Genomic DNA, 15,226 nt, shown 5'->3' with positions numbered 1-15,226 from the left:
GAGATCGCCGATGAATCGATACATGTTGTTCCTGATTGCCCGGCGCGCAGGCGCAGGCATCCTGACCTTGCTTATCGTCTCGGCGGTGGTGTTCTTTATCACCAGCCTGCTGCCCGGCGACGCTGCGCAGATGATTCTCGGGCAAAACGCCACGCCGGAAACGGTGGCGGCGTTGCGCCAGCAGCTGGGACTCGATCAACCGCTACTGGTGCGCTACTTCAGCTGGCTTACCGGCATGTTGCAGGGTGATTTTGGCACCTCGTTCGCCAGCCATCTGCCGGTGTTGCAGTTGGTGGAGCAGCGCATTCCCGCCACGCTGGAGTTAGCCGGCATCACCACGGTGATCTGCGTGCCGCTGGCGCTGATTATCGGCATTGTGGCGGCAATGAATCGCGGTTCGGCGCTGGATCGTTTTCTGGTGATCAGCACCATGGCAACCGTTGCGGTGCCGGAGTTTTTGGTAGCCACGGTGGCGGTGCTGATCTTCGCAGTAAAACTGCATTGGGTGTCGGCGATGTCGTTCGGCAGCCCGGACATGGACGTCATCAGCTACCTCAAAGCCTACGCGCTACCGGTGTTAACCCTGTGCTGCGTGCTGGTGGCGCAGATGGCGCGCATGACGCGCTCCGCCATCATCAACCAGCTCGACAGCCCGTATCTGGAGATGGCGCTGCTGAAAGGCGTTTCGCCGCTGCGTGCGGTGCTGCGTCACGCGCTGCCGAATGCGGTCGGGCCGATTGCCAACGCCATCTCGCTCAGCCTGTCGTATCTGTTCGGTGGCGTGATCATCATCGAATCCATCTTTAGCTATCCCGGTCTGGCGAGTGCGCTGGTGGATGCGGTGAGCAACCGCGATCTGCCGGTGGTGCAGCTGTGCGTCATGCTGTTCGCCGCCTGTTATCTGGTGCTGCTGCTGGCGGCCGATATCCTCACCATCGCCTTTAACCCGAAATGGAGAAGCTGATGAATACGTTACTGCTGCCTGTACGTCTGTTTCAGTCGCTGTCGCTTTCGGGCCGCATCGGACTGCTGATCTCGCTGTTTTGGCTGCTGATGGCGCTGTTTGGTAACCAACTGGCGCCGCATAACGTCGAAGACATTGGCGGCGGGCCGATGCTCGGTGGCATGACGTCTGCCAACCTACTCGGCACCGATTATCTGGGGCGCGATATCCTCAGCCGCATTCTCTACGGCGCGAAATTCTCCATTGGCCTGGCGCTCACCGCCGCGCTGTGCGCCAGCATCGTTGGCACCTTGCTGGCGCTGCTGGCGGCGGTTGCCGGGCGCTGGCTGGAAGAGGTGCTGGGGCGTGTTAACGATGCGCTGCTGGTGCTGCCGGGCAAAGTGCTGTCGCTGATGATTGTCGCGGTGTTCGGTTCATCGCTGCCGATGCTGATCCTCACCGCCATCTTCACTTACTGGCCGGGCGCGTTCCGTATCGCCTTCGCCATGGCCAGCAGCTTGCGCAATATGGATTACGTGCGTGCCTCGCGTCTGCGCGGGGAAAGCCGCTGGTACGTGGCGATCCACGACATCCTGCCCAATATGGTGCACCCGATGCTCACTGACTTCGGCCTGCGCTTTGTCTATATCGTGCTGCTGTTGAGCGGCTTGAGTTTCCTTGGCCTCGGCGTGCAACCGCCGTATGCCGATTGGGGCACGCTGGTACGTGAAAACATTCAGGGCCTGTTTAACGGTTCGCCAGCGGTGCTGATGCCAGCAGTGGCTATCGCCAGCCTGACCATTGGCGCGAACCTGTTTATCGACAGCCTGCAGCAGATGCGTCCGTTGACGCTGGCGAAGGAGGGAGCATGAACGTGACGCCACATACCGCCATGCCGGTGATCTCGGTGGAGAACCTGCGCGTAACGGCGCAGACCGACAAAGGTGAAGAGATCGATCTGGTTTCTGATATTCGTTTCACGGTGCAGAAGGGCGAAGTGCTGGCGCTGATTGGTGAATCCGGCTCCGGCAAAACCACCATTGCGATGGCGCTGATGGGCTATGCGCGCCACGGCTGTCGCATCGCCGACGGCAATATTCACATGGCGGGCACCGATGTGCGCAGCCTGTCGCCGTGCCAGCTGCGTGAGTTTCGCGGTAACAAAGTGGCGTACATCGCGCAGAGTGCGGCGGCGTCGTTTAACCCTGGCATGCGCATTCTCGATCAGGTGATTGAGCCGGTGGTGATTCACGGCACCATGAAGCGCAAAGACGCCAGACAAAAGGCGATTGCGCTGTTCCGCGAACTGGCGCTGCCTAATCCCGACACCATCGGCGACCGCTTTCCGCATCAGGTTTCCGGCGGTCAGCTGCAACGCCTGATGACGGCGATGGCGCTGATTGGCGATCCGGATGTAGTGATCCTCGACGAACCGACCACCGCACTCGACGTGACGACGCAGGTGGAAGTGCTGAAAGCGTTTCGTCGCGTGGTGGCGCAGCGCGGCGTGACAGCGATCTACGTCAGCCACGATTTAGCGGTGGTGGCGCAGATGGCCGACCGCATTCTGGTGCTGCTGCGCGGCCAGATGGCCGAATACGGCACCACCGAACGACTGATTGGCTCACCACAGGCGGATTACACCAAACTGCTGATGGATGCGGCGCGGCAAAAAGAGCGCCCAAGCAGCTGGACCTGCGCCGATGCGGATATGCAGCCGCTGATGGAAGTACGCGATCTCAGCGCCGGTTACGGTCCGCGCGACAGCAACGGCCAGCCGAAAATCCGTATTCTCGAAGACATCAATCTGAAGCTGTGGAAAGGCCAGGCGATTGGCATTATTGGCGAGTCCGGTTCGGGTAAAACCACGCTGGCGCACGCCATTGCCGGACTCAACGCGCCGAGCCACGGCCATATTCTGTTTAACGGCCACTACATTAACGGCGACATGCATAAGCGCCCGGACAATGAGCTGCGCCGCATTCAGTATGTGTTCCAGATGGCCGATACCGCGCTGAATCCGGCGCACAGCGTTGAGCAGATTCTGTCGCGTCCGCTGGTGCTGTTCCACGGATTAAAAGGTGCGGCGCTCACAGCGCGGCTGCATCAGTTACTGGATCTGGTGAAGCTGCCGCGCACCGTGCTGTGGCGTCGTCCGTGGGCGCTGTCTGGCGGACAGAAGCAGCGTGTGAATCTGGCGCGCGCGCTGGCCGCCGAGCCAGATTTGATTCTGTGCGATGAAGTGACATCTGCATTGGATACCGTGGTGGCTGCGGCGGTGCTGGATTTGATCAGCGAACTGCGTCGCGAGCTGGGATTGTCAGTGCTGTTTATCAGCCACGATATGCACGCGGTGCGTGCGGTGTGCGACGATATCGTGGTGATGAAATCCGGCAAGATCGTTACGCAGATTGCCCGCGCCGATTACGATAAGCCGACCAGCGAACTCTATTTCGAACGCCTGAAACGCGCTGTGCCAGAGTTGCGGCAAGGTTGGCTGGACGAGCACGAAGAGGTGTTGAAGGCGGAGTAGGGTTGTGCTCGCTGTCCCCAGATCGTGCTGGCTGTCCCCCATCCCGGCCTTCCCCCATAAATGGGGGAAGGAGATGCTGCCACATGCAGCTTCAACACTCACATGTGGCAGCATCTTCCTCCCCCATTTATGGGGGAGGACCGAGGAGGGGGACAGCGAGCACGATTTCAAGCCAGCGATAAAGAAACACAAAAAGGAACAACCATGATCACACTACGCGCAATGACGCAAAACGACATCGAACACGGCTACGCCATCACCCAACAGCTCAAATGGCCGCACCGCCGGGAAGACTGGCAGCAGGCGCTGGCGCTGGGTGAAGGCGTGGTCGCTGAAGAAAACGGCGAATTCGTCGGCAGTGCCTTTGGCTGGCGCTGGGGCGAGCAGGCAGCAACCATCGGTTTGGTGGTGGTCAATCCACAGTTTCAAGGCCGCGGCACCGGCAAGCAATTAATGCTGGCGCTGCTGGAAAAATTCCCCGACTACAACATCCGCCTGCACGCCACTGAAATGGGCAAAGGGCTGTATCAGAAGCTCGGCTTTGAGGTCACCGGCCACATTCAGCAGCATCAAACGCGCGAACTGGCGGCGGTGCCAACCGTCACTATTCCAGCCGGTTTAACGCTGCATAACGCACAAGCCGCAGACGCCGATCTGCTGATCGAACGCGATCATCAGGCGCACGGCATGTGGCGTCCGGCACTAATTCACAGCCTGATTACTGATTTCCAAACCGTGCTGCTGCAGGATGCCAAACAGCGCGTGCACGGTTTTGCCAGCCTGCGCCGCTTCGGTCACGGCTGGGCGATTGGTCCGGTGATCGCGCTGAATGTCGATATCGCGCAAACGCTGATTTCCGCCTTGATGCAAGGCCTGCGCGGCGAGTTCGTGCGTATTGATACCGATGGCGCGCTGCCGCTGGCGAGCTGGCTGGAAACCCTGGGCCTGGCGCAGGTTGATGCGCCGACCACCATGATTCGGGGAACGCCGTGGTCACCGCAACAAGGTGAGATGCAGGCGTTCGGGTTGATGACCCAGGCGATGGCCTGATGCATATCGTCTACAAATCAGAAGCCACGCGTGGCGCGCACTGGCAGCGCTGGCTGGCGCAACATGCGCCGGATATTCAGCTGCACATCTGGCCGGATATCGGCGATCCCGAGCAGGTTGAACTGCTGGTGGCGTGGCAGCCGCCGGAAAACCTGATGCGTACCTTTCCCAATCTCAAAGCGCTGTTATCGGTCGGCGCGGGCGCGGATCAGTTCGATCTCACGCAGCTACCGCCGGATTTGCCGGTGGTGCGCATGATCGAACCGGGCCTGACGCAAGGTATGGTTGAATACGTTACTTTCGCAGTACTGGGCTTACATCGCGATATGCCGCGCTACTTTCAGCAGCAGCGCGCCGAGCAGTGGCAAACTCACCCAATTCGCACCGCCAGCCAGCGCCGTGTGGGCGTGATGGGCCTCGGCGAACTCGGCCAGGCTTGCTTAAAACAACTGGTGTCGCTGGGTTTTGATTGCGCTGGCTGGAGCCGCACCCCGCGTGGAATCAGCGGTGTGCGTTGTTGGCACGGCAGCGATCAGCTGGGTGATTTCCTCGCCCACAGCGACATTCTGGTGTGCCTGCTGCCGCTCACCGACAGCACGCGCGGCTTGCTCAATAAGCAACTGTTCGCGCAGCTACCTGACGGCGCAGCGCTGGTGCAGGTGGGACGCGGTCCGCAGCTTCACGAAGCGGATTTACTGGCTGCGCTGGCAAGCGGCAAACTCAGCGCGGCGGTGATTGATGTCACCGATCCCGAGCCGCTGCCCGCCGGACATCCGTTCTGGCAGCATCCGGCCATTTGGCTGACGCCGCACATCGCCAGCGCAACACAAACCGACAGCGCCGTCGCCGCGCTGCTCGACAATTTGCGCCGCTATCAGCGCGGTGAACCGATGGTCGGCCTGATCGATCGCAACCGGGGATATTGAGATGCAACTGGAACAATTAGTCGCGCTGCGACGGGATCTGCACGCCCATCCCGAGCTGGGTTATCAGGAGCAGCGCACCAGCGACATCGTGGCGCAGCTGCTGCAGGAACACGGTATTGAGGTGCATCGCGGCCTCGGTAAAACCGGTGTGGTCGGCGTGCTGAAACGCGGCAACGGCACGCGCATGATTGGCCTGCGCGCCGATATGGATGCGCTGCCGATGCAGGATAACGGCAGCCAGCCGTGGAAAAGCGTGCACGACAATGTGTGCCACGCCTGCGGCCATGATGGTCACACCGTGATGCTGCTGGGCGCGGCGATTGAACTGGCCGAGCAGGGCGATTTTGACGGCACGCTGGTGTTTATCTTCCAGCCTGCCGAAGAGGGATTGGCGGGCGCGAAAGCGATGATCGATAGCGGCCTGTTTCAGCAGTTTCCCTGCGATGCGGTGTTTGCGCTGCACAACTGGCCGGAGCTGCCGCTCGGCGACGTGCAGACGCGGGCCGGCGCAATCATGGCGGCAGCGGATCGCTTCGACATCACCGTCAAAGGCGGTGGCGGACATGCCGCGCAGCCGCATTTAACGCGCGACACGTTGCTGGCGACCAGCGAACTGGTGGTGCAGCTCAACACGCTGGTGGCGCGCGCGCTCGATCCCTGCGAGCCAGGTTTGCTCAGCGTGACGCGCATGCAGGGCGGCTTCTCGCACAACATGATCCCGGCAGAAGCCAGCATCACCGGCACGGTGCGCACCTTCAGCCCTGCGGCGCAGGACATCATCGAAAATCGCCTGCGGGAAATGGCGCTGCACGTCACCGCCGCACACGGCTTGCAGGCGGAGGTGAACTATCTGCGTTATTACCCGGCCACGGTGAATAACGCGGCAATGGCGCAGCTGGCGATAGACGCGCTGGATCAGGCCGGAATTCACGTACAGCAGGCCAAACAGCCAGCGCTCACCTCCGAAGATTTCGCCTTTATGTTGCAGGCGCGACCCGGCGCGTATCTGTGGATTGGCTCTGCGCCGAGCCAGCCGCTACATCACTCGGCCTACGACTTTAACGATCAGCTGATTCCGCACGGCATCCAGACGCTGACGGCACTGGCACGGCATGCGCTGGGTGCAGAATTTCCCTGCTGATTGGCGGTGGATTTTGACAGGAAATGCCGCTGCCCGCTGGATTACGGCAGCGTGAGAAACCAACAGGTTGCGATACTTGAGCCATCCGAACGTTACGTGGAAAGAGGTTTTAAAAATGCAGAATGTCATGGCGGAGCAGCAAACATATTCCGATAACAGCCTGTTACTGGACGCGCGTGAGCAGCATGTGCCACGTGGCGTCATCACGGCGCATCAGTTGGTGATCGAGCGGGCGAAAGGCAGCGAAGTGTGGGACGTTGAGGGCAATCGCTATCTCGATTTCGTTGGCGGCATTGGCGTGCTCAACGTCGGTCATAATCATCCGGCGGTAGTCAACGCGGTCACCAAGCAACTCGGTTTGGTGTCGCACGCCTGTTTCCAGGTGGTGGCGTATCCGGGCTACATCGAGCTGGCGAAGCGCCTCAATGCGCTGGTCGGCGGCGGTGAAGATTTCAAAAGCGTGTTCTTCACCAGCGGCGCGGAAGCGGTAGAAAATGCCGTGAAGATTGCGCGTGCCCACACCAAACGCAGCGGCATCATCGCCTTCGACGGCGCGTTTCATGGCCGCACATTGCTCGGCACCACGCTGACCGGCATGTCCGCGCCTTACAAACAGAATTTCGGCCCGTTCCCATCCGATATCTATCGTCTGCCGTTCCCGAATGCATTTCACGGCGTGAGCGATGATGACTGCCTGAAAGCGCTGGATCAGCTGTTCGCTGTGCAAATCGCGCCAGAACGCGTGGCGGCGATTATCATCGAACCGGTGCAGGGCGATGGCGGCTTCCTGCAGGCTGGCGCTAACTTTATGCAGGCGCTGCGCCGCATCACCGAGAAGCACGGCATTGTGCTGATCCTTGATGAAGTGCAAACCGGCTTTGGTCGCACCGGCAAGATGTTCGCTTTCCAGCATCTCGGCATCACGCCGGACTTGGTGACGGTGGCGAAAAGTATCGGCGGCGGTTTGCCGATCTCAGGCGTGGTGGGTAAAGCGGCGATGATGGATGCGCCACAGCCGGGTGGTTTAGGCGGCACTTACGGCGGCAACGCGCTGGCCTGTGCGGCGGCGCTGGCGGTGCTGGATTTGCTGGAAAATGACAACCTGCTGGCGCGATCCAATCAACTGGGCGAGCAGCTTAACGCGCGCCTGCAACAGCTGGCGGAGAAGTACGCTTGCATCGGTGATGTGCGCGGCATTGGCTTTATGCAGGCGGTTGAGATCGTAGATTTCGAGACCAAAAAGCCGGATGCGGCGATGACGCAGAAAATTCTCGACTGCGCCTGTCAGGAAGGTTTGCTGCTGATTAAGTGCGGTATTCATCGCAACACCGTGCGCTTCCTCGCGCCGCTGGTCACCACCGATTCGCAACTGGAAGAAGCGCTGCATATCTTTGATATCGCGCTGGCGCGCGCCAGCGGTCGACTGGGTTAAAAAGCGCTTCCTCATTGAAATTATTGCAGTAATTTGAAAACCTCCCGCTGGTATAACCAGTTAACGAGATAGCACATTTACCTTAAAGCGTGTTATATCTTCGGGAGGTTAAACCTAATCGGTTGGCAATGAGGGGTGCTATGAACGGCTTAATGAAACTCGACCGCATCGACATCAATATTCTGGTGCAACTCCAGAAAGATGGCCGTATCAGCAACGTCAATCTCGCCGATGCCGTTGGACTTTCGCCCAGTCCGTGCCTGCAACGCGTCAAGCGTCTGGAGCAAGCCGGATTTATCAACGGTTATGAAGCCCACATCAATCTGACCAAAATCACCGATTCCGTGACGGTATTTACCGAAGTCACGCTCTCTGGCCATCGCCGTGAAGATTTTATGAAATTTGAAAACGCGGTGCGTGAGGTGGATGAATTAATGGAATGCCATTTAATCACCGGCGGCTACGACTATTTGCTGCGCTTTATTACCCGCAGCATTGAACATTACCAGGAAGTGATTGAAAAGATGCTGGATGCGCAGATTGGCATCGATAAATATTTCAGCTATATCGTGATTAAATCACCGATTATGAAAAGCAGCGTGCCGTTGCGATCGTTAATTTCAAAACAGAATTCGGTGGAGTTTGGTTGAGTTAATTATGTGTCTGTAATGAAGGTCGCTATAAATGGCGACCCTACGAATGCGAGGTTTTGTAGGGTCGCCATTTATGGCGACCTGGACTAAAGCAGCACATTAGCGTAACGAACCGCACCTTCCGTAGCAGCACAATAATTGTGCGATGCCACGTTATAAATAAGTCACCATTCATTCCACGCGAATAATCGTGCCGTGACAAAACTCTTTTTTGCAATAAAAAAGCCATCGCGCTATCAGCGATGGCTTTTATTTAATCGTCTTTATCGATTAACTCATGCCCGTTAAACCAGCTCTGTTTTCACCCCTTGCTGCACCAGCAGTTCCGCATCGTCGTGACGATAAACCTGATATTCCACGCCCGCCACGGTCACCGTGCCTTCCTGATGCTGCCATTCGCTTAAATCGCTGCCTGCAGGCAGAATATCTTTCAGCTGCACCACGTCACCTTCGTTACCTTTCACCATCAGCTGCGTTTTACCGTCTTCAATAAACAGCTCTTTTTCGCCGTGCTGGAGCAGGGCGTTGAGATCCAGCTTCAGGATGTTGTTGCCGGCTCCGGTGATATCGAAGATCTCAATGGAGTCGATTTTGCTGCGCAATGCGTTGAGATCCAACAGCTGATCTTTACCGGTAATTTCTAATGTGTCGATTCTGGCTTCGCTTCCAAATGCTTCAGATTGCGCAAATTCCTCAATGCCAGAGAAAGAATGCAGGTCGTTCTCTTCAGCAGCTAATGTAAAATTACCGATGCTGCTGGCTCTTGATTCCCAGCTAAAGTTATCGATTATGATGGGAGAGTTATAAGAATTGTTTAAGTCCGTGTTAGCTATGCCTATATTGTAAATCATTGAAGGGGCAACATTTGATGAATTAACAAGATCTCCGAGGCTAATATTATTAACTCCTGGTTTCAACTCATATTCATATGTCACTTGAGGGTCCTGGTAATTAGGGGATGATAGGGCTATAATTATCTTGAAATTTTTTATGTCGGTGTTATAAATATCAAGGCTAAAGTTCGTCGCGAGATGCGCATAAGCATCTTGCTTGCTAAAATAAACATAAATCTGTTGTTTTTGAGAAATTTCAACTGATTGCGAACCAAATGAAGGTTCTCCAATTAGTTTTGTAGAAACAAACTTGGGATTACCATAACCACTTGCTGCACCTTTATTCGAAACCAAGGAAACACCATTTCCAAAGTCATAAAACTTTCCATCCTCAAAAGTTGTTGGGACACCGGCTGGTGGATTATCAAAATCAATAATATAAGAAAACGCGCCCGAGTTCTTAATATTCAAATCAAAGGCATCACCGAACCCGGAATCCTTCGATTTACTGACCTTGAACGACCAATCGCCCAATGCAAGCTCAGTGGAGGGCGTCCACTCCCAGTTGCCGCTCGAATCCGCTTTCAGGCTGAAAATCTGTGTATCCGTCCCCTTTTTCGCCTGCAGATAAACCAGGCTGTTGGCGGCGGCGGTACCGTGCAGGGTCGGGGTGGTGTCATCGGTGGTATCACCACTGTGCAGATCATCCTGCTTGCTACCCACATTATCTCCGGCATAGGCAATTTCCGGGCTGCGGTCGGAGGTGGTATCGATGTTTAAAACCATGTTGTTCCAGCCGCTCTGGCCGGCTTTCTGAACCTCAAAAGTCCACTGGCCATTCGCCAGCGCCGATGGCGTCCAGCTCCAGTCCCCCTTGCTGTCGGCGGTCAGCTTGATGGTGGTCCAGCTTTGATTGCCCAGACGATAGCGCAGGCTGAACTCACTGTTGGCGGCGGCAGTACCGTGCAGGGTCGGGGTGGCGTCATCGGTGGTGTCGCCGCTGTGCAGATCAAATTGCTGGCTGCCAACGTTATCCTCAGCGTAGGCAATTTGCGGGCTGCGGTCGGAGGTGGTATCGATGTGCAAAACCATGTTGTTCCAGCCGCTCTGACCGGCTTTCTGAACCCCGAAGGTCCACTGGCCGTTCTCCAGCGCCGATGGCGTCCAGCTCCAGTTCCCCTTGTTGTCGGCGGTCAGCTTAATGGTGGTCCAGCTTCCTTTGCCCAGACGATAGCGCAGGCTGAACTCACTGTTGGCCGCAGCGGTGCCGTGCAGGGTTGGCGTGGTGTCGTCGGTGGTGTCGCCACTGAAGAGATCGTCGCGCAGGCTGCCGACGTTATCGCTGGCATATTCTATAAGCGGAGTGCGGTCAGAAGTGGTATCGATGATGAGTGATAACGCATTCCAGCCGCTCTGACCGGCTTTCTGCACTTCAAAGTTCCAGCTGCCGTTGGCCAGCGCGGGTGGTGTCCAGCTCCAGTTGCCTGCGCTGTCGGCATCAACCTGGACAGAAGCGTAACTGCCGGTTCCGCTGCGGTAGCGCAGGGTTAAGGTGCTGTTGGCTTCCGCGCGGCCATGCAGGGTTGGCGTGGTGTCATCGGTGGTGTCGCCGTTAGCCAGGTTAACCGGCGTGCCGACGTTATCGTAAGCGTGGGTGATAATCGGGTCAAAGCCGCCGCTACCGGTAATGTTCAGCGAGAAGGTGTCTGACCAGTTCGCGCTGCCCTGCGGCTGCACCTCAAAGTTCCAGCTGCCGGTCGGCAAACCGGAAGCCGGCGTCCACGTCCAGTGGCCGCTGCTGTCGACATCGACAACCACGGAGCTGCTTGACTGGCCCGGCTGGCCGTATCGAATCACCACTTTGCCGTTGGCTTCGCCGCGACCGCTGAAGGTCGGCGTGGCGTCATCGGTGATGGCGCGGTGACTGAGCGGACCCTGCCAGCTACCCACATTATCCTCTACCGATTCAATGCGGGTTTTCCTCTGGATGTCAGTGGCATTGGCGATGTCGAGGGTGAACAGCGCGCTGGCGGTGTTGCCGATGCTGGCCTGGAACTCGTACTGACCAGTGGTCAGTGCGCTGTCTGGCGTCCAGCTCCAGCTTTCGCCGTTCAGACTGGCGGTGGCGCTGCCCAGCCAGGTGTTGCTGCCAACAAGGCGATAGTAGACGATAACGCTGCTACCCGCCGATGCGGTACCACGCAGTTCCGGAACGGTGTCATCGGTTAGCGCGCCGTTATTCAGGGGGCCGGTGGCGCTACCGACGTCATCGATAGCATGGGTAATGGTGATGGTATCCGGCGGCAGGGGGCTGTCATTGTGCACAATAATGCTGAAAGGCGCAGAAGGGGAACCTTCGCGGGTCACGCCGCCAAAGACTTCCTGGGCGACAAGGCGCAGCTCATTGCTGCCTTCGTCAAGATCCTGAGAGGGTTCCATCTTCCATACGCCGGTGGTTTTATCCGCGATTGCGCTGCCGATTTTTTTACCCTGGTCATTGATCAGGAAAACCGTGGTGCCTTTCTGCGCTACGCCGGTCAGCTCCGGGCGCTTGTCGTCGGTGGTTTCGCCGGGCTCAAAGCCGCGCTTGTCTGCACCGAAGTCATCGTACAGTTTGATTAACAGTGGGGCTTCCGGCGGAAGGGTATCGACAATGATCACGCCCTGCGTCGGGTGCGAGAGGTTGCCAGCCTCATCAAACTGGCGTATGGAAAAGCTGTAATTGCCGTCTTCATACGGTGTGTCACTTTTCCAGCGCCAGAAGCCATTCTCATCAACCGGGATGAAAAAGCGTTCTTCACCAATAACCAGTTCGATTGTACCGAATTCTTGTAGAGGTTTAGTGTTGCCCATGACCAGGTCGCCGCTGGCTCGTTGGTAATAATGAGTTTCATCATGTTTGAATAAATCGATCATAAGAATTTTCCATCAAGTTTTTAAAAGTGTTGTAAGCCGACGGACTTATGCGATCGCGTGGCGGCGAGCATGTTAGTGCAGCGTATAACAGGCCCGAATCAAGACACGTCTGCAAAGTCGGAACCCTCTCGTGTGTATCAGCCACGTTTACTCGGCGACCGACCGCCACAGCATAAAATTTCTTCTCATCGCCAAATTCACCGTATCTTGCGGATAAACACCCGCGCTTCAGCCGGTAAACTCAGCGCGTCGCTTTTACACTGATTCCAACCGTTACAAGGAGTTGTTATGAGCACACTCAACATTCCCGATCACATCTGGCAGCGCGATGCCTTCACGCTCTCCACCGAGCGCGCACGGCTGGATTTTGATTACATCCACCAACAGCTGACGGAAAAATCGTACTGGGCGAAAGACCAGCCGCGTGCCAAAACCGAGCGCGCCTTTGCTGGTTCATTGCCGTTCGGGCTGTATCACCAGGATCAGCAGATTGGCTTTGCAAGATTGGTAACCGATTACACCCGTTTCGGCTGGCTGTGTGACGTGATGATTGATGAAAACTGGCGCGGTCACGGATTAGGCAGCTGGCTGGCAACGTGCGTGCGGGCGCATCCGGAGCTGGCCACAGTGCACCGCTGGATGCTCTCGACCAATGATGCGCATCCGTTGTATCAGCGCCTTGGCTGGCGCGTGGTGCAGGATCCGCAAAAACTGATGGAATTTCCTCCCTCCTGACACTGGAGTTTTCACATGGGTTACCGCGTTGGCGTCGATATTGGCGGGTCGTTTACCGATTTCGCCGTGCTGGATGAACACACCAATCAAATTCACACGCTAAAAGTGCTGTCGCGACCGGATCAGCCCGGCAGCGAAATTCTCACCGGGTTAACCCAGCTGCAGCAGCGCGATGGCCTTGATCCAAAACAGATTGAGTACTTCACGCACGGCACCACCGTTGGCATTAATGCGGTGATCCAGCGGCGCGGCGTAAAGCTGGCGTTGTTTGCCACCGACGGTTTTTGCGATGTGCTGGAGCTGGCGCGCCTGAAGATCCCGCACATTCATGACTTGTTTTCGCGCCGCCCGGCACCGCTGATTTCGCGCGATCGGGTGTTTGCCATTAAAGAGCGCACCGATCGCCACGGCAACGTATTGACCGAGGTCGATCGGCAAAGCGTGCTGGAGGCGATCAACGCCGCGCGCGCCGCCGGTTGTCAGGGGATTGTGGTATCGCTGCTGCACAGCTATCGCAACCGCCACAACGAAGCGGCGGTGAAAGCCATCATTAATCAACACGCGCCCGACTTGCTCACTTCCTGTTCCGCCGATATCTGGCCGATCATTCGTGAATACGAACGCACCATTACTGCCACCATCAACGCCTACGTGCAGCCGATGGTGATCAACTACCTCGAATCGTTTGAGCGCGCGCTAAAAACCATGGGCGTTAAACCGCCACCACGCATCACCAAATCCAACGGCGGCGTGATGGGCGTCGAGCAGGCGAAAAGTGAATGCGTGCAGATGGTGCTGTCCGGCACCGCATCGGGCGTGATCGGTGCCAGCTTCCTCGCCAGCGCCTGCGGCTTCGACAAAATCCTTAGCCTTGATATTGGCGGCACCAGCGCCGACGTGGCGGTGATCGTTGAAGGCCAGGTCGCGCAGGGTAACGGCGAAATCATCGGTGATTTCCCGATCTACATTCCGTCGGTGGCGGTGACGTCCGTTGGGCAGGGCGGCGGTTCGCTGGCGTGGATCGATAATCAAGGCGTGCTGCAAATGGGGCCGGACAGCGCCGGATCGCTGCCAGGTCCGGTGTGCTTCCAGCGCGGCGGCACGCAGCCGACCGCCACCGATGCCTTTGCCGCCTGCGGCATGATTGGTCACGGCGATCTCGGCTACAACGCGGTGCAAGTGGATGTCGCCGCCGCGCGCGCTGCGTGGCAGCCGCTGGCGGATAAGCTTGGCATCAGCATTGAAGAGACCGCCGAAACCGCCATCGAGCTGGCGATCTCCAGCATGTATGGTGACACCAGCGGCTTGCTATCGCGCTTCGGCCTCGATCCGCGTGAATTCTGGTTCCTCGCCTTTGGCGGCGCAGGTCCGATGATGGGATGCTTCCTCGCGCGCGAGCTGAACATGAAAGGGGTAATTGTGCCGCCGACGCCAGGCGTGTTGTCGGCGCTCGGCGGTTTGGTGGCAGATATCCGTAACGACTTTATCCGCACGCTGTATAGCGATCTCGATGCTTCATTGGCGGATCGTCTGGCGACCGAAGCCGAGGCGCTGAGCCTGCGCGCGCGTGACTGGCTCAGCAGCCAGCATGGCGCAAATATGCCGTTCACGCTGCACTACAGCGCTGACATGCGCTATCGCGGCCAGTCATTTGAAATTGAAGTGGCGCTGGAGCCGCACTGGCTGGCGCAGGCCGATGTCGCGGCGTTGCATGACGCGTTTGATCGCCAGCATCAGCAGCTGTTTGGTCACTTTGATGCCGATGCGCCGGTGCAAATCATCAACCTGCGCTTAGTGATCGCCTCGCCCACGCCGAAACCGACGCTCAATCAGCTGGCCGCCGCCGACGCACCGGTTGAGGTGGCGCAGCAGGTTAGCGCGTGGATCGATGGCGCGGCGCATCAGGTGGATGTGGTGTTGCGCGCCACGTTGCGCGCCGGACATCAGCTGATCGGCCCGGTGATTGTGGCGCAGGACGACTGCACCACCTGCGTGCCGCCCAACATGAAAGTGGATGTGGATAACTTTGGCAACCTGCTGATCACGCCAGTGGAGGCGAACTAA

11 protein-coding genes are annotated in these 15,226 nt (G+C 57.8%); 10 read left to right on the top strand and 1 reads right to left on the bottom strand.

The features are described 5' to 3' along the window. Nucleotides 1-10 precede the first annotated feature (10 nt). From NQH49_RS12205 to NQH49_RS12170, 8 genes are all read left to right on the top strand, one after another. Entirely contained in the window at nt 11-964 is a 954-nt protein-coding gene (locus tag NQH49_RS12205) for an ABC transporter permease (protein WP_256696797.1), read from the top strand. Beyond that, on the top strand, nt 964-1,815 hold the full coding sequence (locus NQH49_RS12200; protein WP_256696795.1) for an ABC transporter permease: 852 nt from the start codon (nt 964-966) through the stop codon (nt 1,813-1,815). Before NQH49_RS12205 ends, NQH49_RS12200 begins: the two co-directional genes overlap by 1 nt. Next, on the top strand, nt 1,812-3,476 hold the full coding sequence (locus NQH49_RS12195; protein WP_256696794.1) for an ABC transporter ATP-binding protein: 1,665 nt from the start codon (nt 1,812-1,814) through the stop codon (nt 3,474-3,476). Before NQH49_RS12200 ends, NQH49_RS12195 begins: the two co-directional genes overlap by 4 nt. 204 nt (nt 3,477-3,680) lie before the next feature. Then, entirely contained in the window at nt 3,681-4,526 is an 846-nt protein-coding gene (locus tag NQH49_RS12190; protein ID WP_256696793.1) for a GNAT family N-acetyltransferase, read from the top strand. After that, nucleotides 4,526-5,452, top strand: a complete 927-nt coding sequence (locus tag NQH49_RS12185; RefSeq protein ID WP_256696792.1) for a 2-hydroxyacid dehydrogenase — start codon at nt 4,526-4,528, stop codon at nt 5,450-5,452. Before NQH49_RS12190 ends, NQH49_RS12185 begins: the two co-directional genes overlap by 1 nt. Before the next feature lie 7 nt (nt 5,453-5,459). Further along, nucleotides 5,460-6,593: a M20 aminoacylase family protein gene (locus NQH49_RS12180; protein WP_256698428.1), complete on the top strand. Its 1,134-nt coding sequence runs from the start codon at nt 5,460-5,462 to the stop codon at nt 6,591-6,593. A gap of 115 nt (nt 6,594-6,708) precedes the next feature. Beyond that, nucleotides 6,709-8,025 (top strand): 4-aminobutyrate--2-oxoglutarate transaminase, encoded by a 1,317-nt coding sequence (gene gabT / locus NQH49_RS12175; protein ID WP_256696790.1) that lies wholly within the window; start codon nt 6,709-6,711, stop codon nt 8,023-8,025. A gap of 140 nt (nt 8,026-8,165) precedes the next feature. Beyond that, entirely contained in the window at nt 8,166-8,675 is a 510-nt protein-coding gene (locus NQH49_RS12170; RefSeq protein ID WP_008109584.1) for an Lrp/AsnC family transcriptional regulator, read from the top strand. A gap of 287 nt (nt 8,676-8,962) precedes the next feature. Here NQH49_RS12170 and NQH49_RS12165 read toward each other — a convergent pair whose 3' ends face one another. Next, on the bottom strand, nt 8,963-12,427 hold the full coding sequence (locus NQH49_RS12165; protein ID WP_256696789.1) for an Ig-like domain-containing protein: 3,465 nt from the start codon (nt 12,425-12,427) through the stop codon (nt 8,963-8,965). A gap of 288 nt (nt 12,428-12,715) precedes the next feature. On the opposite strand from NQH49_RS12165, the gene NQH49_RS12160 reads away from it, so the two are divergent. Continuing rightward, entirely contained in the window at nt 12,716-13,162 is a 447-nt protein-coding gene (locus tag NQH49_RS12160; protein ID WP_256696788.1) for a GNAT family N-acetyltransferase, read from the top strand. Between the two features lie 15 nt (nt 13,163-13,177). Continuing rightward, nucleotides 13,178-15,226: a hydantoinase/oxoprolinase family protein gene (locus NQH49_RS12155; protein WP_256696787.1), complete on the top strand. Its 2,049-nt coding sequence runs from the start codon at nt 13,178-13,180 to the stop codon at nt 15,224-15,226.

This window comes from Pantoea trifolii, from assembly GCF_024506435.1.
Lineage (GTDB): Bacteria > Pseudomonadota > Gammaproteobacteria > Enterobacterales > Enterobacteriaceae > Pantoea > Pantoea trifolii.
This window is presented reverse-complemented; position numbering and strand designations above follow the sequence as displayed.